Source organism: Mycobacterium sp. 4858, from assembly GCF_900240975.1.
In the GTDB taxonomy this organism is placed as follows: Bacteria; Actinomycetota; Actinomycetes; order Mycobacteriales; family Mycobacteriaceae; genus Mycobacterium.
Window position 1 is genome coordinate 1,254,632 of record NZ_LT968776.1, and the last position, 19,148, is coordinate 1,273,779.

A 19,148-nucleotide genomic window follows, 5' to 3' on the forward strand; every position below is an offset into this window, starting at 1 on the left:
CAGACGACGCACGAGGGGGACGTAGATGACCGAGCCGGTAGCACTCAAACCAGACCTGGGCCGATTCGGCGTGTGGCTGGGGTCCAGGTCCATCACCCCGGCACTGGCGCGGCGGATCGAATCGCTCGGCTACGGCGCCGTCTGGATCGGCGGATCGCCCGACGCCGACCTGGCCTGGGTGGAGCCGGCGCTGGCCGAGACGGAATCGTTGCAGCTGGCCACCGGGATCCTCAACATCTGGACCGCACACGCCAAACCGGTGGCCGAATCCTTCCACCGCATCGAAAGCGCCTATCCGGGAAGGTTTTTGCTGGGGATCGGGGTCGGACATCCCGAACACACCCAGGAGTACGTCAAGCCGTACGACGCGCTGGTCTCCTACCTCGACGAGCTCGACGCGGCGGTGGTGCCGACCAGCCGCCGGGTGCTGGCGGCGCTGGGCCCACGCGTGCTGCGGTTGGCGGCGCAGCGCAGCGCCGGCGCGCACCCGTATCTGACCACCCCTGAACACACCGCCAAGGCGCGCGAACTGATCGGGAACTCGGTGTTCCTCGCGCCCGAACACAAGGTGGTGCTGACCACCGACGCGGAGGAAGCCCGCGCCGTCGGCCGCAGGTACGCCGACTTCTACCTGGACCTGAGCAACTACGTGAACAACTGGCTGCGCACCGGCTTCACCGAAGCGGACGTCCGCAAGCCGGGCAGCGACAAGCTGATCGACGCGGTGGTGGCGTACGGCACCGCCGAGGCCATCGCCCAACGCCTCAACGAGCACATCGACGCGGGCGCCGACCACGTGGCGGTCCAGGTGCTCGACGCGGCCGGCGACGACGAGGTAGTGCGCGTGCTGACCGAATTGGCCGGGCCGCTGGGGCTGACTCCCGCAAGCTGACCGACTCGCTCGGTTAGGGTTTGACCATGCGGCTACTGGTCACCGGCGGCGCTGGCTTCATCGGCGCGAATTTTGTGCACAGCACCGTCCGCGAGCATCCCGAGGACTCCGTGACGGTGCTCGACGCCCTGACCTACGCCGGCCGGCGCGAGTCACTGGCCGACGTCGAGGGCACCATCCGGCTGGTGGTGGGCGACATCTGCGACGCCGAGCTCGTCTCGCGGCTGGTCGCCGAGTCCGACGCGGTCGTGCACTTCGCCGCCGAGAGCCACGTGGACAACGCGCTGGACGACCCGGGGCCGTTCCTGCACACCAACGTGGTCGGGACGTTCACCATCCTGGAAGCGGTGCGCCGCCACGGTGTGCGGCTGCATCACATTTCGACCGACGAGGTCTACGGCGACCTGGAGCTCGACGACCCCAACCGGTTCACCGAGTCGACGCCCTACAACCCCTCGAGCCCCTACTCGGCGACCAAAGCCGCCGCCGACATGCTGGTCCGAGCCTGGGTGCGGTCGTACGGCGTGCGAGCGACGATCTCGAACTGCTCCAACAACTACGGGCCCTACCAGCACGTCGAGAAGTTCATTCCGCGCCAGATCACCAACGTGCTCACCGGCCGGCGGTGCAAGCTGTACGGCAGCGGCGCCAACGTGCGCGACTGGATTCACGTCGACGACCACAACAGCGCCGTGCGGCGGATCCTGGAAAAGGGCGAGATCGGCCGCACGTACCTGATCAGCTCCGAGGGCGAGCGCGACAACCTCAGCGTGCTGCGCACGCTGCTGAAGATGATGGGCCGCGAACCCGACGACTTCGACCACGTGACCGACCGGGTCGGCCACGACCTGCGCTACGCCATCGACCCGTCGCTGCTGTACGACGAACTGTGTTGGGCGCCAAAACATACCGATTTCGAGGAGGGCTTGAGCGCCACCATCGACTGGTATCGTGCCAACGAATCGTGGTGGCGCCCTTTGAAGGACGCCGCGGAAGCCCGTTACGAAGAGCGTGGTCAATAAAATGAAGGTGCGCGAACTCGCCGTCCCCGGCGCATGGGAAATCACCCCCACCATTCACGGCGATTCCCGTGGCCTGTTCTTCGAATGGCTTACCGACCAAGGATTCACCGAGTTCGCCGGTCACCGACTCGATGTCCGGCAAGCGAACTGTTCGGTTTCGTCCGCCGGCGTGTTGCGCGGCTTGCACTTCGCGCAGCTGCCACCCAGCCAGGCCAAATATGTGACCTGCGTGCGCGGCTCGGTGTTCGATGTCGTGGTCGACATCCGCGAGGGTTCGCCCACGTTCGGCCAGTGGGATTCGGTGCTGCTCGACGACAAGGACCGCAGGACGATCTACCTGTCCGAAGGCCTGGGGCACGGCTTCCTTGCCCTGCAGGACGATTCGACGGTGATGTATCTGTGCTCGGCCGAATACAACCCGCAGCGCGAGCACACCATTTGTGCAACCGATCCCGCGATCGGGGTCGACTGGCCGCTGGTGAACGGTGCCGCACCCAGCCTGTCCGACCGCGACGCAGCAGCCCCCGGCCTCGAAGCAGTGCGCGCCGCCGGGCTTTTGCCCAGCTGGGAAGAGACGCAGCACTTCATTGCGCAAATGCGTAACCGATAAGCGCGTGACCCAGCAATTCCGCCGAACGCGACGGTCGTTATCCCACAACACACTTGGTGACTCATCGCGCGCAAAAATGTATTCAGCAGTTGACCAGCTCGATTAGCGGATAAGGGGTCGCCGCTTATTTGCCATTGCGCGGTACCTCAGGTACCGTGAACCAGCCCAATTCGGTGCGTGGTCGCGATACGATACGCCGATAGGCCCTGTGCGGACTACGGGGGAGGCGGATGAAACTCGGGCAGGTCTTCGATCCGCGCAACAATGCACTCAACGCCTGGCGGCTGGCGCTGGCCGGCGAGGTGATCTTTTGGCACACCTTCCCGATCAGGGGCCACCTACCGAACATTCGGGCCGTACTTCAACTTCTCCTTTGCGTAGGGGTGGACGGGTTCTTCGGCATCTCGGGATTCCTCATCACCGCGAGCTGGCTCAGCAACCCACGCCTGCGTGAGTACCTCGCCGCCCGCGCGCTGCGCATCCTGCCCGGCTTCTACGTCTGCCTGCTGGTGACCGCGTTCGTCATCGCCCCACTCAGCGTGGCGATTCAGGGCGGCTCGTTCACCAAGCTCATCACCTCGGGCGCGTCGCTGGACTTCGTCTTGAAGAACAGCGCCGTGGCGCTGGTCAAATTCGATATCGGCGGCACACCCACCGGGGTTCCCAGCGCGGGCGTCTGGAACGCTTCCCTGTGGTCCCTCATCTGGGAAGTGATGTGCTACCTCATCGTGGCCCTCATCGGCGTCGTCGGGCTCGCCACCCACCGCTGGGTCTCCCTCGCGTTCTTGCTGGCGGCGACGGGCGGCGCGATGATGCTCCCGGGGCTGAAATTCCCCGACGTGATGACCCAACACGAGGGCGACGTCCGCACCGCCCTGTTCTTCCTGGCGTGCCGCGCCGCCATCATGTTCGCGGCAGGCGCGTTCCTGTATCAATGGCGCGACGTGATCCCCGCCCGCTGGTCACTGGTCGCGGTGAGCGCGGTCATCGTCCTGGCGGCCGGCTTCCTGCCCGACTACCGGGTGGTCGGCGCCCTCCCCCTGGCCTACGCCGTCGTCGTGTCGGGGGCCCTGATCCGCAACAAGCACCTCAGGTTGCGGACGGACCTCTCCTACGGCATGTACATCTACGCCTATCCCACCCAGCAACTGCTGCTCGTCTGCGGACTCATCACCCTGAACCCACTGCTGTTCACCGGCGTCACCGCCGCCGCGACGGTGCCGCTGGCCGCGGCGAGCTGGTTCCTGATCGAGAAGCCGGCGCGGCGCCTCAAACGGCGGTTCAGAAGTAAATTGACCGCCCCACAGGACCAAGACCAAGACCAGAGCCAGGAACAACCGGCGATGGCGCGACCCACCCACGAAGTCGCCGAACCCGCGCTGCCCCCGGAACTGCCGGGTACTGCCTAGCCGGCAACGGCCAAGTGCCCACGCCGTTGGCCTCCGGCCGATACTATGACGCCGACAGTTCGATGGGGGACGACGGTCGGAGACGGATGAAGCTCGGACAGGTATTCGATCCGCGCAATAATGCCCTGAACGCGTTGCGGTTAACGCTCGCGGCCGAGGTGATGCTCTTCCACTCGTGGGCTATCACGGGCCGCCAGCCGCCCGCAGCGATCAATCAGGTGTTCTTTTCCGTGGGTGTCGACGGCTTCTTCGCGATCTCGGGCTTCCTCATCACCAGAAGTTGGCTGACCGACCCGCGATTGCGTGACTATCTCACCGCGCGAGGCCTGCGCATCCTGCCCGGTTTTTACATCTGCCTGCTGTTGACGGCGTTCGCGTTCGCACCCATCAGTGTGCTGATCCAGGGTGGGTCGGCCCTCAAGCTGCTGGGCTCGATCGCGCCGATCGAGTACGTCCTGAAGAACAGCGCGGTGGCCTACCTGCAGCCGGGCATCGCCGGCACATTGCAGGGGGTGCCCAGTGGGCCCACCTGGAACGCGTCGCTGTGGTCCCTCGTCTGGGAATTGCTGTGCTACCTCGCCGTCGCGATTATCGGCGTCGTCGGGCTCGCCAACCGCCGGTGGGTTTCTCCCGTCATGCTGGTGCTGGCCGTGTGTGCGGCGCTGGCGTTTCCGCCGCTGACCTTCCCCGGTGTGTGGACCATCCCCCAGCTCGCGGCGCGTTCGGCCATCATGTTCGCCGCCGGAGCGGTGATGTATCAGTGGCGCGACGTCATTCCCGCCCGCTGGTGGCTGGTCGGGGTGTGCGCGGTCATCGTTGTTGCGGCCGGCTTCCTGCCCGATTACCGCGTCGTCGCCGCCCTTCCCCTGGCGTACGTCGTCATCGTGACGGGCGCCCTGCTGCACCACAAGCGGCTGCAGTTGCGCACGGACCTGTCCTACGGCGTGTACATCTACGCGTACCCCACTCAGCAAATGCTGGCCGTCTGCGGGCTCGCGACTTTGAGTCCGTTCGTGTTCTTCGGCGCCAGCGCCCTGGCCACGCTGCCGTTGGCCGCGGCCAGTTGGTTCGCCATCGAAAAGCCCGCGATGTCCCTGAAACGCCGGCTCAAGCAGAAGTGGGGCGCACCCGCGCCCGCAGGCCCCGGCGGCGAACAATCCGACGACCTCGTCGCCGACCGGCCCGCTCGCCAAGCCCCGGGTGCCGCCTAGGCCCGGGTCACAAGCGGGCCAAATCGCCAAAAATTCCGCACACGCGCGACGGCGTGTCATAGTATGCCGCGGACGGGCTTCGGGGGCGATATAGGCGGAGGCCAATGACCCTCGGGCAAGTGTTCGACACTCGGCAGAATGCGCTCAACGCCTGGCGGCTGACGCTGGCGACCACGGTGATCGTCGGTCACTCGTTCATCCTCACGGGCCACCCATGGATGGGCGCGCATTACCTCGCCGACGGCGGGGTCGACGGATTCTTCGCCGTCTCGGGCTTCCTCATCACCGCGAGCTGGCTTCGTCACCCGCACCTGCGGGATTATTCCGCGGCCCGAGCCCTGCGCATCCTTCCCGGCTACTACGTCTGCCTGGTCGTCACCGCGTTCGTCATCGCGCCGATCGGCGTGGCGATGCAGGGAGGCGCGGCGCTCAAGCTCCTGCTCTCCGCCGCGCCGGTCGAGTACGTCGCCATGAACAGCGGGGTGATCCTGCTCAAGGCCGACGTCGGCGGGACGCCCCAAGGGGTCCCCTATCCGGGGAGCTGGAACAGTTCGCTGTGGACGTTGGCTTTCGAGCTGGCGTGTTATGCCGCGGTCGCCGCTATCGGTATCGCCGGGCTTGCCCACCGCCGGTGGGTCTCCCCCGTGATATTGGCGGTGGCGGTCGTCGGCGAGGCGTTGTCGCCGCCCATCGCCCCGGACCAGCCGTGGGCGGGCCAGTTCGCCGCGGTGACCGCGCGCTTCGCCGTCATGTTCGCGGCGGGCGCGTTGCTCTACCAGTGGCGCGACAAGATCCCCGCCCGCTGGTGGCTCGTCGCGGTGAGCGCGGCCGTCGTCGCGTTGAGCGGCACCCTGCTTCCGCATTACCGGTTGCTGGGCGGGATTCCGCTCGCGTACGCCATCATCGCCTCCGGTGCACTGCTTCGAAACGAACGCCTGAGGCTCCGCACCGATCTGTCCTATGGCGTGTACATTTACGCCTTCCCGGTTCAGCAGCTGCTGGTGATCTGTTGGCCCGGCCGGCCGAATGCGGTTGCGCACGCCGCCGTTGCGGCGATGGCCACGCTGCCGTTGGCCGCGCTGAGCTGGTTGCTGATCGAGAAGCCCGCGATGTCGCTCAAGTCTCGGCTGTTGCGAAAGTGGGCGCTCGAAGAGGAACCCGTCGCCGCGGCCGACCTCATGGTTGATGAGCCGGGTGGCGAACTTCCCGAGCCCGCCTAGTCGCCAGCTCCCCCGCCCACAACAGCACCGTCAGCACTTCGGCGCTCACACTGATCGCCGCGTGCGGCGCCGGCTCCCAGCCGCGCTCCAGAAAGCCGTCCAGGCCAACGGTTCTGGACATGAGGAACGCCACCAGGGAGCCACCCGCCACGGCCGCGCCGGCCCAGCGCAGCCATCCCGGGCCGCCGGCGAGTATCAGCACGGCTATCGCGAACGAGACGCTGGCCTGCACCAGGAACGCGGCGCCGATCTCAGGGATGTGCCGGTAGCCGTGGACATACAGGTAGGCGTGGCCGGCGGCGCTGACCGCCAACGACGTGGCCAGGCCGATGCGAAGCAACAGAGTCATTGCAGCGCCTGCTCTTTCAACGCCAGTGCGGTCTCGCCCCGGGTGTAACTGACCTCGCGGATCCCGAGTGCGTCGCGGAGCTTGCCGGCCGGCAGGGTGACCGGCTTGGGCGCCGCCCCTTCGCCGGGTCGCGGCAGCGGGTACGCGGTCGTCGTCCCGCTGTAGAACGTCACCTTTCCCTCCGTCTTGGAGAACAGTTGGTGCACATGGCCGTTGAGGCAGGTGACCGAGGAGAACCGGCGCAGGTAGGACAGCGCCTGGCCCGCATCGTCGGTGCCCCAGCCCCAGTCGGGGTACATCGCGAACAACGGGATGTGGCTGAACACGACGATGGGGGTGTCGCTCGACAGCCGCGCGACGTCCTTCTGAACGAAATCGAGCTGGTCGGCGCCCAGGTGACCGAGCTTGCGCAGGTTCAACGTGTTCACCAGCGCGATCACGTGCACGCCGGCGATGTCGAAGCTGTACCAGCCGTCGCCGACGGATCCCGCGCCGAAGGCGTTTCGGTACTTCTGCCCCGCGTCGTCGACCGAGTCGTGCTCCCCGGGCACGGTGAACACGCGCGGAGTCTTCAAGGCGCTCATCATCTGCTTCACCTGGTCGAACTGTGCGGGGCTGGACAGGTGTGTCAGGTCACCGGTGTGAACGACGAAATCCGGTGTGTAGCCGAGGTTGTTGACCTGGTCGATCGCGTGGCCGAAGGTGGCGGAGACGTCGGGGTTGGGCGCCCCGGTGAAGCCGATGTGGCTGTCGCTGATCTGCGCGAACCGCAGCGTGGGCCGGCCCTGCGCGCGCTGCTCGGCCGCCCCCGCGCCGGCGACATGCGAGATCACCTCGCCGCCGACCACGGCGAACCCGACCGCCGCGCCGAACCACGCCGTGTGCCGGATCAACTGACGGCGACTCATGTCGGGGTTCATCGCGTCACCACCACGGTGCCGCGCATCATCGGGTGGATCGAGCAGACGTAGTCGAAAGTCCCGGGGGCGCTGAAGGTGTGGGTGAAGGTCGCCCCGGTGCCCATCCCGGGCGAGTGGAACGACCCGTCGCTCGCGACCACCGTGTGCGGTTCTTCGTCGCGGTTGGTCCACGTGACGGTGGTGCCGGCCGCGACGGTCAACGTGGCGGGCGCGAACGCGAAGCCGTCGATGTTCACCTGGTCGCCGCTGGCCGGGGCCGCCGGCGCGGTGATGGACACCGAGCCCATCGACATGCTGGTGCCGGAGCCGGCGGCGGGCCGGGAAGCCGAGCAGCCCGCCAGCAATACGGCGGCGAGTGCGGCCGCCGAGAGTTTGGTAAGCATCATGCCCAGGAATAGGGCGGCGCGTTACACCACTCAGGCGGGCTGGTCGGGACGGCGGGGCGCGAACACCTCTATGACGCCGTCGGCCTCGCGAACCAGCAACGGCGGCAATGGTTTCGGAGCGATCGGCAGCTGATGGGTGAGCACCTGTCCGGCCGGCGAGAAGGACGTCGAGTGGCACGGGCAGCGCAACCTGTCGCCGGGCGCGTCGAACCACAGCCTGCACCCTTGGTGCGTGCACACCCCGGAGATGGCCTGGGGCTTGCCGTCGACGCGGCGGACGAAGCCGCTGACCGAACCGAGGTCGAAGGGATGCATGACCCCGTCGGGCACATCGGAGCTGGCGGCCACCCGCTGCCAGGTTCCGGCGTTGGGCTTCAGCGGCGCGTTGTCGGCGGCGGGAACGCCGCCGGATCGACCGTTGATCACCGCCCGGTCGATGGACACCGCGGTCACCGCGGCGGCCGCGGCGGCAGAGGTGCCGACGATGACCTGGCGGCGGGTGCTGCTGTGCGTGCGCGCGGCTTGTGGCCGGGCGTCGGACATCTGCTCGGCGAGGCGGCGGTGCAGGTCGTCGAGGAATTCCTGCCGCGGGGCCTGGTCCCTGCGCCCGGCCGCGCGAAGTTCGATCGCGGTGCGCAGCTGCGCGGCCTCGAAGTCGTCGGGAGCGAACGGCCTGGGCCGCCGGCCCCGCAACAGGTCGTCGACGTATCGGCGCAACCCGCGCGCGTTCATGCCGGGCCCCCCTCGTTGACCTGCGCCGCCAGCCGCAGCGCGCGATGCTGGAGCACCTTGGCATTGGCGACGCTGACCCCGAGCTCCGCGGCCGAGTCCTTGATCGAATGCCCTTGCAGGAAGCGCAATTCCAGGATCTGCCGGTAGCGGTCCGGCAGGTTGTCGAGGACCCGGGCGACACGCTGGGGCGCTGTGCTGATCGCTTCCTCACTCTCCGGTGGTTGTTCGATGTCGTCGATCGAGGTTATCTCCCGGCCCAGGGTCTCCCGCCAATGCGCGGCCAGCACCGTGCGCGCGGTGACCCGCAGGTAGGCGCGCACCTCGCCGACGCTCGCGGTCAGCCGCAGCGGCCGCAGCGCGGCGAGGAAGACCTCGGCGGTGAGGTCCTCGGCGTCGGCCCGGTTCCCGACCCGGGCGAACAGCGTGCGGTAGACCCAGGACGCGTTGTCCTGGTATACGGCCTCCCAGTCGGGGTAGCCCTCGTCAAAGCCGCTGTCGGGCACCGCCCGCAGGGGTCGTTTGACCGGTTCGTTTCGTGCCGCCACGTGCCTCCTCCACCCGATGAATACCGAATCGGGTTACACCCGGTATCACGGTGCGGCGAGCGAGGTTTGTTCACTGAGGAGCTCGTCGAGTTTGGTGGCGGTGGCCGAGAACACCGATTTGGCGATGCCCAGCATCCGCTCGCGCACCCGGGGCTTTGCCGACGCCGGAGGCAGCAGGTGACCGATCAGGTGACCGAACAGGTCCAGGCGCGCGGCGGACATCCACCCCGTGAGGTCGGGGTCCTCGAGCCAGCGCAGCTGATTGCTGTAGTCGGCCAGCGCCAGCCGCAGCCAGTCCAGGTCGGTGTCGGGATGTGGCAACGGCACGCACAGTTCGTTTTTCGTCGGGTCGTCGTGGTACGCGGCCTCGACATGGGCGATGAGCGCTGCGCTGAAGACCTGCTGGCATCCGCGCACGCTTTGCAACGTGATCCGCCCGTCATCGAAAATCGGTGTCGCCGGGCGCTTTTCGGCACCGTCGGCGGTGCAGTCGATGTACAGAGCGTTGCCGTCGCTCGCCACCGTGCCGCCGTCGAGGACCATCCTGTCCGCCTCGACGCGCAGCAGGTGGCCCAGCCGCACCACGTCGGCGATGCGCCGCAGCTGCTCGAGTTCCAGCCGGGTGACGGTCGCGCACCGATACATGGTCGGGCGGACCGCCGGATCTATCCGCAACACGCCGCCGGATTCCTCGAGCCGCGCGAACAGGTCCTCGACCGACGTGGCGTCGCTGATGGCGCGAAGCTGCGCGATGAAGCCGGCTTTGATCTGGGCGGCGAACAACGGCCCGGGCTGCATCCGCGCGCGGTCCAGCAGCCAGGAGTCGCGGGGCGCGATCCAGGTCAGCCGGTCGGGCGCGATGCCCTGGCCCAGCAGCCACAGGCAGGTGTCGATGCCGGTCTTGCCGGCCCCGACGATCACGTAGCGCTCGTGCGCACCGAGTCTCGGCAGGTCGTTGGGGGGCACGCAGGCGATGCCCGGCGCGACCGGATAGGGCGGCGGCCGCATGGCCGGCACCGTGACGTGCATGTAGGTGGCGTCGACGACGCGGCGCGTCGCGCTGACGGTGTGGTCGGTCCCGGCCAGCGTGGTAAACCGGCCTTCCCCGCGGTATTCGCTCATCGGGAAGTAGGTGACCCGCCCGCTCGCCAACAGCCGCCTGCGCAGCACATGGTCGTAGTAGGCGCACACCTCGCCGGCGGTGGCCAACTCGTAAAGCCCTTGGTTCCAGCCGATTCTGTCGATCGAGTCGCCACCCAGCTGCAGCGAGTTGACGCCGTAGAACGCCGAGGGCTGATGCAACCGCACGAACGGGTAGGCCATGGTCCAGTGCCCGCCCGGCTGGTGGTTGCGGTCGACCAGCACCACCCGCGCGTCGGTCGCTGCAGTCTCGGTCACCAGCGTGTCGGCGAACGCCATCCCCATGGCGCCCGCGCCGACCACCAGGTAGTCCGCCTCGATGGTGTGCATACGCCTGAAGGCTAGCGCGCTCACCCGATGTCGGCGGCCGCCGCGCGAAGGTCGTCCAGGGCTTTGCGCGCCAGTTCGCCCAGGTCTTGCTCGTCATCCGCGGCAAGCCACGCGGCGAATGCCTCCTTGAACGCGAGGCCTCCGATTTCGGCCGCCAGCGTCGCCGCCCGGTCCGCCACCCCCCGCGCGCGCAACGCGTCGGCCATGGCCGCGGCGAGGCCGACCTGTTTGAGCGTGTCGCGCTCCTGCAACTCGGTGCTGCTGGCGATGACGGCTTTCAACCGGGGGGCGAGCTCGCGATTGAACGGCGTCATCGAACCGGCGGCGCGCTCCAGCCCGCTGGCGACCGCGGCGAGCGGAGTGGCGTCCGCGGGCGCCGACGAGATGCCGTCCACCAAGAGCCGCGACAGGGTCGCCTGGCCCGCCGCCAGCACCTCGCGCTTGTCGGGAAAGTACCGGAAGAACGTGCTCTTGGTCAGGCCGGCGCGCTCGGCGATCTCGGCGACCGTGGTCCGGTCGTAGCCCTGCTCGGAAAACAGATGCAGCGCGGCCTCGACCAGCCGCAGCCGCGCATCCGGTTCCCATCGGGGCATCCCGTCATCGTAGCGATGCGACCTTTGTCCCATCGCTCTGGTAACGTGATGAGACATAAGTCCCATCACTCGAAGGAGTTGATCATGCGCGTTTTCGTCACGGGCGCCACGGGCGGGATCGGTTCGGCCGTCCTGCCCGAGCTCATCGGTGCGGGCCACGAAGTTCTGGCGCTGGCGCGCTCCGACGCGTCGGCGCGGGCCGCCGCGTCCATGGGGGCCGACGTGTTGCGCGGCGACCTCGACGATCCCGAGAGCCTGTCCAAAGGCGCGGTCCAGGCCGATGGCGTCATCCACCTCGCCTTCCTGCACTTCGACGACTTCGAGAAGGCGGTCGCTCAGGAGGCCGCTGCCGTCGAGACTTTCGGCGCCGCTCTCGCGGGGAGCGGCAAGCCGTTCATCATGGCGTCGGGCACACCGCGCATCGCGGGACGCCCCTCCACCGAACGGGACCCGATGCCGACCGAGGGACCCATCGGCGGCCGCGGCCGCAACGCGCACGCCGCCCTGGAACTGGCCGCCAAGGGGGTCCGGTCGGCGGTGGTGCGCCTCCCCCGGTCCGTGCACCGGGCTGCCGGCCCCTGCGGGTTCGCGTCGCTGCTCGTCGAGGCCGCGCGACGCACCGGGGTCTCCGGCTACGTGGGCGACGGGAGCCAGCGCTGGCCGGCCGTGCACGTCCTCGACGCCGCGCGCCTGTTTCGCCTGGTTCTCGAAGACGCCACGCCCGGCACGGTGGCCCACGCCGTCGCCGACGAGGGCGACCCGATGCGCGCGCTCGCCGAGGTCATCGGGCGGCAGCTCAACGTGCCCACCGCGTCGGTCCCGGCGGAAAGTTTCGGATTCCTCGGCGCGGTCTTCGCAACGGACCAGCCGGCGTCCAGCGAGCTGACCCGCGAGCGATTCGGTTGGCAGCCCACTCATCCCAGCCTGCTCGAGGACCTGGCGGCCGGAAACTACCCCGAGGCGCCCGTGGCGAACTTGTAGGTGTCCTTGCGGCGCTCGACCGCGGTTACTAGGATATCCAAGTATCCGCCTCTCACGCGCGCACTAAACCGAGGACACCATGACCACACAGATCCCCCACTTCATCGACGGGCAGCGCACCGCGGGCCAGTCCACCCGCACCGCCGACGTCTTCAACCCCAGCACCGGGGAGGTACAGGCGCAGGTGCCGATGGCCGGCAAGGCCGAGATCGACGCCGCCGTGGCCTCGGCCGTCGAAGCCCAAAAGGGTTGGGCGGCATGGAATCCGCAGCGCCGCGCGCGGGTGATGATGCGCTTCATCGAACTGGTCAACGAGCACATGGACGAGCTCGCCGAGATGCTGTCCCTCGAGCACGGCAAGACGGTGGCCGACTCGCGCGGCGACGTCCAACGCGGCATCGAGGTCATCGAGTTCGCCATCGGCATCCCGCACCTGCTCAAGGGCGAGTACACCGAGGGCGCCGGACCGGGGATCGACGTCTACTCGCTGCGCCAGCCGCTGGGCGTGGTCGCGGGCATCCCCCCGTTCAACTTCCCCGCCATGATCCCGCTGTGGAAGGCCGGGCCCGCCCTCGCCTGCGGCAACGCGTTCGTGCTCAAGCCCAGCGAACGTGACCCGTCGGTCCCGGTGCGGCTGGCCGAGCTCTTCTTGGAGGCGGGCCTGCCGCCGGGCGTGTTCCAGGTCGTGCACGGCGACAAGGAGGCCGTCGACGCCATCCTGCACCATCCCGACATCCAGGCGGTGGGCTTCGTCGGCAGCTCCGACATCGCCCAGTACATCTACGCGACGGCCGCGGCCACCGGCAAGCGGTCGCAGTGCTTCGGCGGCGCCAAGAACCACATGATCGTGATGCCCGACGCGGACCTGGACCAGGCCGTCGACGCCTTGATCGGCGCCGGGTACGGCAGCGCCGGCGAGCGCTGCATGGCGATCAGCGTCGCGGTGCCGGTGGGCGAGCAGACAGCAAATCGGCTGCGCGCCAGGCTCATCGACCGGATCAACAACCTGCGCGTGGGCCACAGCCTCGACCCGAAGGCCGACTACGGTCCGCTGGTCACCGAGGCCGCCCTGGCCCGGGTGCGCAACTACATCGGCCAGGGCGTCGAGGCGGGCGCCGAGTTGGTGATCGACGGCCGCGAACGCGCCAGCGACGACCTCACCTTCGGTGACGCCAACCTCGAGGGCGGATTCTTCATCGGTCCAACGCTGTTCGACCACGTCACCCCCGCGATGTCCATCTACACCGACGAGATCTTCGGTCCGGTGCTGTGCATCGTGCGCGCCCACGACTACGAAGAGGCCCTGGCCCTGCCGTCGGAGCACGAGTACGGCAACGGCGTGGCGATCTTCACCCGCGACGGCGACGCCGCCCGCGACTTCGTCTCCCGGGTGCAGGTGGGCATGGTCGGCGTCAACGTGCCGATCCCGGTCCCGGTGGCCTACCACACGTTCGGCGGGTGGAAGCGCTCCGGCTTCGGCGACCTCAACCAGCACGGTCCCTCGTCGATCATGTTCTACACCAAGACCAAGACCGTCACGTCGCGGTGGCCCTCCGGCATCAAGGACGGCGCCGAATTCGTGATTCCCACAATGGATTAGGTACATGTTCACCCTCAACGACGACGAGCGGGTCATCACCGAGACGGCGGCCGCGTTCGCCGCCAAACGCCTCGCCCCGCACGCCCTGGAATGGGACGCGACCAAGCACTTCGCGACCGACGTGTTGCGCGAGTCCGCCGAGCTCGGCATGGCGGCGATCTACTGCCGCGAGGACGTCGGCGGCAGCGGGCTGCGCCGGCTCGACGGGGTCCGCATCTTCGAGCAACTGGCCATCGCCGACCCGACCACCGCGGCTTTCCTGTCCATCCACAACATGTGCGCGTGGATGATCGACAAGTTCGGCACCGCCGAACAGCGCAAGGCCTGGGTGCCGCGGCTGGCCTCGATGGACGTCATCGCCAGCTACTGCCTCACCGAGCCGGGCGCCGGGTCGGACGCCAGCGCGTTGAGCACCCGCGCCGTCCGCGAGGGCGGCGATTATGTGCTTGACGGGGTCAAGCAGTTCATCTCCGGCGCGGGCGCCTCGGACGTCTACGTGGTGATGGCCAGGACCGGCGGCCCCGAAAATCCGGGCCCGCGCGGCATCTCGGCCTTCGTCGTCGAAAAGGGTTCCGCCGGGCTCAGTTTCGGGGCGCTGGAAGAGAAGATGGGCTGGCACGCCCAGCCCACCGCGCAGGTGATCTTCGACGGTGTCCGCGTGCCCGCCGACGCGATGCTGGGCGGCGCGGACGGTGAGGGCACCGGCTTCGGCATCGCGATGAACGGCCTCAACGGTGGGCGGCTCAACATCGCGGCATGCTCGCTGGGCGGCGCCCAGTCCGCCTTCGACAAGGCCGCGGCCTACGTCCGCGAACGCGAGGCGTTCGGGAAGGCCCTGCTCGACGAGCCCACCATCCGGTTCACCCTGGCCGACATGGCCACCGGTCTGGAAACCTCGCGAATGATGTTGTGGCGGGCCGCCGATGCGTTGGACAACGACGACCCCGACAAGGTCGCGCTGTGCGCGATGGCCAAGCGCTACGTCACCGACACCTGCTTCGAGGTGGCCGACAAGGCCCTGCAGTTGCACGGCGGTTATGGCTACCTGCGCGAGTACGGCCTCGAGAAGATCGTGCGCGACCTGCGGGTGCACCGGATCCTGGAAGGCACGAACGAAATCATGCGCGTGGTCATCGGTAGGGCCGAGGCCGCACGGGCGCGTGCGGGCGCGTAGAAAGGCGACCATGACGAGCATCGCTTTTCTCGGTCTGGGCAACATGGGCGGGCCGATGTCGGCGAACCTGGTGGCCGCGGGCCACACGGTGCGCGGGTTCGACCCGGTGCCCGCGGCCGTGGCCGCCGCGGCCGGCAACGGGGTCACGACGTTCGAGACCGCGACCGACGCGGTGACGGGGGCCGACGTGGTGATCACCATGCTGCCCAACGGCGACCTGGTGAAGCGCTGCTACGCCGAGGTGCTCCCGGCCGCCCAGTCCGGCGCGCTGTTCATCGACAGCTCCACGATCTCGGTCAACGACGCCCGCGAGGTGCACGCGCTCGCGGAATCGCACGGGGTTTCGCAGCTGGACGCGCCGGTCTCCGGTGGCGTGAAGGGCGCCGTGGCCGGGACGCTGGCGTTCATGGTGGGCGGCGACGAGGCCGCCCTGGAGCGCGCCCGGCCGGTGCTCGAACCCATGGCGGGCAAGGTCATTCACTGCGGCGCGGCCGGGGCGGGGCAGGCCGCCAAGGTGTGCAACAACATGGTGCTGGCGGTGCAGCAGATCGCCATCGGCGAGGCGTTCGTCCTGGCCGAGAAGCTCGGGCTGCCCGCGCAGTCCCTTTTCGACGTCATCACCGGGGCGACCGGCAATTGCTGGGCCGTGCACACCAACTGCCCGGTGCCGGGGCCGGTCCCGACCTCGCCGGCCAACAACGACTTCAAGCCGGGTTTCGCGACCGCGCTGATGAACAAGGACCTGGGCCTGGCCATGGACGCGGTGAACTCCACCGGGTCGACGGCACCGCTGGGCCGGCACGCCGCCGAGATCTACGCCAAGTTCGCGACCGACCACGCGGACAAGGACTTCAGCGCGGTCATCGAAATGCTGCGGGAGAGCTGAATCCGGGAGTTTCGTCTGATGCCGCCGACACAGAACGAACAACTCATCCAAGCCTATTTCCGCATGGTGCAAGAGGACGACTATGCGGGAGTCGGATCGATCGTGACCGACGATGCGACCTGGACCATCATGCCGATCGGCCACACGTGGTCGGGTCGCCGAGCGATCGAGTCCATGGCGCTTGCGGCGGGCCGCAGCAGACGGCACGACCAACGCTCTCACGTTGAGATCAAGAACTGGTTCACCGACGGCGAGCACTTGTGTGTGGAGTACAAGCACAAGCTCATCGTTGGAGGTCTCGGACTGCGCCTAACAGTGGACGGTTACTGTTTCGTTTTCCATATGCGCGAAGGCCGATTCGATGCGATCCGCGAGTACATCAATCCACCCAACGCCGCAGCAGGTCTCGCAATGTATGCCCTGCTGCCCCTGCTGCCGTGGATGAGCAGACGAAGCGCGGCGCCGCGCAGCGGCTGAGCCACCGTAGTGGGTGCAACAGCGCGCCGAGCGTGTACTCACTGCGAAATATCGCGGGAAAAATCGCACTCAGTACACGTTCGGCGAAGGATGGACGTTCTCTGGTTCAATCCGAGAAGTCGCCGGCGTCGCGGCGCAGCGTCTCGATCGACGAAACCAGCGCCTGCGCTTCGCTTTCGGACATCCCGATGTCGGCGAAGACCTGCTCGTTGAGCGTGACGGTGGCGTCCTCGACCGTCGAGCGGCCCAGCTCGGTGATCTGCACCAGCGTGGTGCGGCCATCGGTGGGGTGGGGTACCCGTTGCACCAGGCCGTCGGCTTCCAGCCGGCGGATCGCGTGGGTCACGCTCGTGACGTGGACCTGCAGCCGGTCGGATGCCTTGGTGATCGGCAGCGCGCCGGTGCGGCTGAACGCCAGCAGCCGCAGCAACTCGTACCGGGAGAAGCTCAGGTCGTAGGGGCGCAACGCCGTTTCGACGCGGGCCAGCAGGATCTGATGGGCGCGCATCACCGACGTCACCGCGACCATGCCCGGCGCCACGTCGGCCCAACCGGAGCGCTCCCAGTTGTCACGCGCCGCGGCGATCGGATCACGCTTGCGCGGTCGTGAGGCAGCCACGCCCCTTCATACCGCACTTGGCGCGCGAGCGTGGCCTTTCCCCACCGCCGACAGCACCGCCAGCGTCGACGCGCGGTGCCCGACGGTGATCCGCGCGCCGCCGTCCGGGTAGCACCGCACCCGCAACCCGCCTTCGGCGAAAACCTCGTGCCACGGCGCGCCCCGGCCATCCGTTTTCGGAAGCAGGTACAGGAAGTTCGCGTGCGCGTCCGTCGTGTAGACCCCCATCGCGCTCAGCCGCATCCGCAGATAGCAGCGTTCGGCGTTGATCAACCGGACCCGGTGCAGCAGTTGATCTTCCGCGCCGTACGACGCGGCGACCGCGACCAAACTGGTGATCGCGGCGCCGAACGGCTGCTGGTGGGACCACAGTGTCCGGGCCAGCTCCGGCGACGCCACCGCGTAACCGATGCGCAGCCCCGCCAGGCCGTAGGCCTTGGAGAAGGTGCGTACCACCACCACATTGGGAAAGCGGGCGATCAACGCCGAAACGGCGATGCGGTGCTCGGGCGCGGTGAACTCGACATACGCCTCATCGAGCAGGACGACGGTGTCGCGCGAGACGCGGCGCAGGAACGCCGAAACGGCGTCCGCGGACTCCAGCGTTCCGGTGGGGTTGTGCGGCCGGCACAGCACCACCACCCGGGCATCGGCGGCGGCGCGGGCCAGCCCGTCGAGGTCGTGGTGACCGTGCTCATCCAGCGCAACCGTCCGCGTCTTCAGCCGCGCCATCCGCGCGAGGATCGGGTAACCGTCGAAGGTGGGTGTCGCCATCGCCATCGTGTCGCCCGGGACGGTCAGCGCCTGCAGGGCCAGCAGCGCGACGCCCGTCGCGCCGGCGCCCGGCACCACCCGGTCGGCGGGCACCCCGATGTGGTCGGCGATCACGCCGCGCAGCCGTTCGGGCAGGAATTCCGGATAGCGGTGGGCCGTCTGGACGGACCGCATCAGTGCCGATCGCACCTGAGGCAGCGGCGGGAACGGGTTCTCGTTGAGCGACAACCCGAGCGGATCCCCCGCGTCGGGCTGCATCAGTCTCGCCCGCCCCAGCGCACCGCCGCCGCACCGGCGAAGTCGCCGGCATGGGCGAATGCCGCCATCATCACGACGTCGCCGGCCCCGAGCCGGCCGTCGGAGATCGCGCGGTCGAGGTTGATCGGGATCCCGGCGCCGAACAGGTTGCCACACTCGTCGAAGGTGTCTCGATGCCGCTCGGGGGGTAGTTCGAGCGCCTCACGCCAGTTGCGCAGGAACACCCGATTGGGCTGGTTGGTGACCAGCAGGTCGATGTCCTTGGCGGGCAGTCCGATTCGGTCGCACACCGCCAGGGCCACCTCGGGAACCTGCCGATTGCCCCGGGCCAGCACCTTGGTGATCTTGCTTTCGGTGAAGCCGATGCTGCCCTCCCCGGGCCCGGCCTGCCACCACTTGCGCGGCGGGTCGTAGGACAGGGTCATCTCACCGGCGTACTCACCGTAGGTGCGGCACTCGACGTCCAGAATGGGTGACCGGTCGCCGAGCGCGACAAGGCCCACCGCCGCGCCGTCCCCGGGCACCGCGGACTGCGCCTTGCGCCGGATGGTCGGCTGATCGAAGAACTGGCCCGCAGCGTTTTGCGCGATGGCGATCAGCGCGGTGCGCCCGTCGCCGCCGGCCAGCAGTTTGCGAGCCACGTTGAGCGCCAACACGAACGCCGCGCAGCCACCGTTGTTCAGGTCGAGCACCCAGGACGGTCGCATGCCCAGCCGGTGGGCGATGCCGCCGCCCTGGCCGTAGAACGCCATGTCCGGCACCTGGGTGTGGGTGATCAGCACGTCCGCACCCTCCACCGCGTCGTGGCCGTGCCGCTCGATCAGGCCCTGCGCCGCACGTTCGACCATGTCGATCGAACTCTCGTCGCGCGCGACGTGGTGGCGAAACTTCGGCGCGCGGAACATGACGTTCTCGCGCAGGTCGTCGGATTCGGCGAATTGGGCGTAGTAGTCGGCGCCGATCGGCTCGCCGGGCAGATAGGTGGATACGTCGATCAGGCTGACGCTGGGTCGGCTCATG

At 68.4% G+C, this 19,148-nt stretch carries 20 protein-coding genes and 1 pseudogene; 11 read left to right on the plus strand and 10 right to left on the minus strand.

Annotated features, from left to right (window positions below; genetic code table 11):
- Window positions 1–25: 25 nt before the first annotated feature.
- The 6 genes from C1737_RS14360 (at window position 26) to C1737_RS14385 (ending at window position 6,364) form a co-directional block, all read left to right on the plus strand.
- Window positions 26–892 carry an LLM class F420-dependent oxidoreductase gene (locus C1737_RS14360; protein WP_067924278.1) on the plus strand — a complete coding sequence of 289 codons (867 nt, stop codon included), beginning with the start codon at window positions 26–28 and terminating at the stop codon, window positions 890–892.
- Window positions 893–918: 26 nt separating this feature from the next.
- Window positions 919–1,914 carry a dTDP-glucose 4,6-dehydratase gene (gene rfbB, locus C1737_RS14365; RefSeq protein WP_068096146.1) on the plus strand — a complete coding sequence of 332 codons (996 nt, stop codon included), beginning with the start codon at window positions 919–921 and terminating at the stop codon, window positions 1,912–1,914.
- Window position 1,915: 1 nt separating this feature from the next.
- Entirely contained in the window at window positions 1,916–2,524 is a 609-nt protein-coding gene (rfbC, locus tag C1737_RS14370) for a dTDP-4-dehydrorhamnose 3,5-epimerase (RefSeq protein ID WP_068096148.1), read from the plus strand.
- 230 nt (window positions 2,525–2,754) lie between these two features.
- Window positions 2,755–3,933, plus strand: coding sequence for an acyltransferase (locus tag C1737_RS14375; protein WP_068096150.1), 1,179 nt, complete (start codon window positions 2,755–2,757; stop codon window positions 3,931–3,933).
- 86 nt (window positions 3,934–4,019) lie between these two features.
- On the plus strand, window positions 4,020–5,144 hold the full coding sequence (locus C1737_RS14380) for an acyltransferase (protein WP_067924282.1): 1,125 nt from the start codon (window positions 4,020–4,022) through the stop codon (window positions 5,142–5,144).
- Between the two features lie 104 nt (window positions 5,145–5,248).
- Window positions 5,249–6,364 carry an acyltransferase gene (locus tag C1737_RS14385; RefSeq protein ID WP_102418718.1) on the plus strand — a complete coding sequence of 372 codons (1,116 nt, stop codon included), beginning with the start codon at window positions 5,249–5,251 and terminating at the stop codon, window positions 6,362–6,364.
- Here C1737_RS14385 and C1737_RS14390 read toward each other — a convergent pair.
- Genes C1737_RS14390 through C1737_RS14420 form a run of 7 tightly spaced genes read right to left on the minus strand, consistent with a single transcriptional unit; the run spans window position 6,321 to window position 11,359 of the window.
- Window positions 6,321–6,713 (minus strand): hypothetical protein, encoded by a 393-nt coding sequence (locus C1737_RS14390; protein ID WP_102418719.1) that lies wholly within the window; start codon window positions 6,711–6,713, stop codon window positions 6,321–6,323. The two genes, C1737_RS14385 and C1737_RS14390, sit on opposite strands and share 44 nt — an antisense overlap.
- A complete protein-coding gene (locus tag C1737_RS14395; RefSeq protein ID WP_102418720.1) occupies window positions 6,710–7,633 on the minus strand; it encodes a metallophosphoesterase in 924 nt (307 codons plus the stop codon). Before C1737_RS14395 ends, C1737_RS14390 begins: the two co-directional genes overlap by 4 nt.
- Window positions 7,630–8,019, minus strand: a complete 390-nt coding sequence (locus tag C1737_RS14400) for a cupredoxin family copper-binding protein (RefSeq protein WP_102418721.1) — start codon at window positions 8,017–8,019, stop codon at window positions 7,630–7,632. The genes C1737_RS14395 and C1737_RS14400 overlap by 4 nt, the downstream gene beginning before the upstream one ends.
- Window positions 8,020–8,049: 30 nt before the next feature.
- Window positions 8,050–8,751, minus strand: a complete 702-nt coding sequence (locus C1737_RS14405; RefSeq protein WP_102418722.1) for a Rieske (2Fe-2S) protein — start codon at window positions 8,749–8,751, stop codon at window positions 8,050–8,052.
- Entirely contained in the window at window positions 8,748–9,296 is a 549-nt protein-coding gene (locus C1737_RS14410; RefSeq protein ID WP_068096163.1) for an RNA polymerase sigma factor, read from the minus strand. The genes C1737_RS14405 and C1737_RS14410 overlap by 4 nt, the downstream gene beginning before the upstream one ends.
- A 45-nt stretch (window positions 9,297–9,341) precedes the next feature.
- A complete protein-coding gene (locus tag C1737_RS14415; protein WP_068096165.1) occupies window positions 9,342–10,766 on the minus strand; it encodes an NAD(P)-binding protein in 1,425 nt (474 codons plus the stop codon).
- 20 nt (window positions 10,767–10,786) lie between these two features.
- Window positions 10,787–11,359, minus strand: coding sequence for a TetR/AcrR family transcriptional regulator (locus tag C1737_RS14420; protein WP_102418723.1), 573 nt, complete (start codon window positions 11,357–11,359; stop codon window positions 10,787–10,789).
- 84 nt (window positions 11,360–11,443) lie between these two features.
- Between C1737_RS14420 and C1737_RS14425 the strand changes: the two genes are divergently transcribed.
- The 5 genes from C1737_RS14425 (at window position 11,444) to C1737_RS14445 (ending at window position 16,477) form a co-directional block, all read left to right on the plus strand.
- The gene (locus C1737_RS14425) at window positions 11,444–12,340 is read left to right on the plus strand and encodes an SDR family oxidoreductase (protein ID WP_102418724.1); all 897 of its coding nucleotides are present in this window, start codon (window positions 11,444–11,446) and stop codon (window positions 12,338–12,340) included.
- A 79-nt stretch (window positions 12,341–12,419) separates the two neighbouring features.
- Window positions 12,420–13,940, plus strand: coding sequence for a CoA-acylating methylmalonate-semialdehyde dehydrogenase (locus C1737_RS14430; protein WP_102418725.1), 1,521 nt, complete (start codon window positions 12,420–12,422; stop codon window positions 13,938–13,940).
- Between the two features lie 4 nt (window positions 13,941–13,944).
- The gene (locus C1737_RS14435; protein ID WP_067924293.1) at window positions 13,945–15,114 is read left to right on the plus strand and encodes an acyl-CoA dehydrogenase family protein; all 1,170 of its coding nucleotides are present in this window, start codon (window positions 13,945–13,947) and stop codon (window positions 15,112–15,114) included.
- Window positions 15,115–15,124: 10 nt separating this feature from the next.
- Window positions 15,125–16,000 carry a 3-hydroxyisobutyrate dehydrogenase gene (mmsB, locus tag C1737_RS14440; RefSeq protein WP_102419956.1) on the plus strand — a complete coding sequence of 292 codons (876 nt, stop codon included), beginning with the start codon at window positions 15,125–15,127 and terminating at the stop codon, window positions 15,998–16,000.
- An 18-nt stretch (window positions 16,001–16,018) separates the two neighbouring features.
- Window positions 16,019–16,477, plus strand: coding sequence for a nuclear transport factor 2 family protein (locus tag C1737_RS14445; protein WP_067924295.1), 459 nt, complete (start codon window positions 16,019–16,021; stop codon window positions 16,475–16,477).
- A gap of 106 nt (window positions 16,478–16,583) precedes the next feature.
- On the opposite strand, the gene C1737_RS14450 is transcribed toward C1737_RS14445, so the two are convergent.
- From C1737_RS14450 to C1737_RS14460, 3 genes and pseudogenes are all read right to left on the minus strand, one after another.
- On the minus strand, window positions 16,584–17,096 hold the full coding sequence (locus C1737_RS14450; protein WP_068096169.1) for a MarR family transcriptional regulator: 513 nt from the start codon (window positions 17,094–17,096) through the stop codon (window positions 16,584–16,586).
- An 11-nt stretch (window positions 17,097–17,107) separates the two neighbouring features.
- A pseudogene (locus C1737_RS14455) lies at window positions 17,108–18,128 on the minus strand (histidinol-phosphate transaminase); the annotation flags it as partial.
- Window positions 18,128–19,147 carry a 3-oxoacyl-ACP synthase III family protein gene (locus tag C1737_RS14460; RefSeq protein ID WP_102418726.1) on the minus strand — a complete coding sequence of 340 codons (1,020 nt, stop codon included), beginning with the start codon at window positions 19,145–19,147 and terminating at the stop codon, window positions 18,128–18,130. The pseudogene C1737_RS14455 and the gene C1737_RS14460, both read right to left, overlap by 1 nt.
- Between the last annotated feature and the right edge of the window lies 1 nt (window position 19,148).

What these genes read in the sequence shown, in the direction of transcription:
- C1737_RS14360 (WP_067924278.1), top strand. Translation starts at nt 26, where the DNA reads ATGACCGAGCCGGTAGCACTCAAACCAGACCTGGGCCGATTCGGCGTG.
- rfbB (WP_068096146.1), top strand. Translation starts at nt 919, where the DNA reads ATGCGGCTACTGGTCACCGGCGGCGCTGGCTTCATCGGCGCGAATTTT.
- rfbC (WP_068096148.1), top strand. Translation starts at nt 1,916, where the DNA reads ATGAAGGTGCGCGAACTCGCCGTCCCCGGCGCATGGGAAATCACCCCC.
- C1737_RS14375 (WP_068096150.1), top strand. Translation starts at nt 2,755, where the DNA reads ATGAAACTCGGGCAGGTCTTCGATCCGCGCAACAATGCACTCAACGCC.
- C1737_RS14380 (WP_067924282.1), top strand. Translation starts at nt 4,020, where the DNA reads ATGAAGCTCGGACAGGTATTCGATCCGCGCAATAATGCCCTGAACGCG.
- C1737_RS14385 (WP_102418718.1), top strand. Translation starts at nt 5,249, where the DNA reads ATGACCCTCGGGCAAGTGTTCGACACTCGGCAGAATGCGCTCAACGCC.
- C1737_RS14390 (WP_102418719.1), bottom strand. Translation starts at nt 6,713, where the DNA reads ATGACTCTGTTGCTTCGCATCGGCCTGGCCACGTCGTTGGCGGTCAGC.
- C1737_RS14395 (WP_102418720.1), bottom strand. Translation starts at nt 7,633, where the DNA reads ATGAACCCCGACATGAGTCGCCGTCAGTTGATCCGGCACACGGCGTGG.
- C1737_RS14400 (WP_102418721.1), bottom strand. Translation starts at nt 8,019, where the DNA reads ATGATGCTTACCAAACTCTCGGCGGCCGCACTCGCCGCCGTATTGCTG.
- C1737_RS14405 (WP_102418722.1), bottom strand. Translation starts at nt 8,751, where the DNA reads ATGAACGCGCGCGGGTTGCGCCGATACGTCGACGACCTGTTGCGGGGC.
- C1737_RS14415 (WP_068096165.1), bottom strand. Translation starts at nt 10,766, where the DNA reads ATGCACACCATCGAGGCGGACTACCTGGTGGTCGGCGCGGGCGCCATG.
- C1737_RS14420 (WP_102418723.1), bottom strand. Translation starts at nt 11,359, where the DNA reads ATGCCCCGATGGGAACCGGATGCGCGGCTGCGGCTGGTCGAGGCCGCG.
- C1737_RS14425 (WP_102418724.1), top strand. Translation starts at nt 11,444, where the DNA reads ATGCGCGTTTTCGTCACGGGCGCCACGGGCGGGATCGGTTCGGCCGTC.
- C1737_RS14430 (WP_102418725.1), top strand. Translation starts at nt 12,420, where the DNA reads ATGACCACACAGATCCCCCACTTCATCGACGGGCAGCGCACCGCGGGC.
- C1737_RS14435 (WP_067924293.1), top strand. Translation starts at nt 13,945, where the DNA reads ATGTTCACCCTCAACGACGACGAGCGGGTCATCACCGAGACGGCGGCC.
- mmsB (WP_102419956.1), top strand. Translation starts at nt 15,125, where the DNA reads ATGACGAGCATCGCTTTTCTCGGTCTGGGCAACATGGGCGGGCCGATG.
- C1737_RS14445 (WP_067924295.1), top strand. Translation starts at nt 16,019, where the DNA reads ATGCCGCCGACACAGAACGAACAACTCATCCAAGCCTATTTCCGCATG.
- C1737_RS14460 (WP_102418726.1), bottom strand. Translation starts at nt 19,147, where the DNA reads ATGAGCCGACCCAGCGTCAGCCTGATCGACGTATCCACCTATCTGCCC.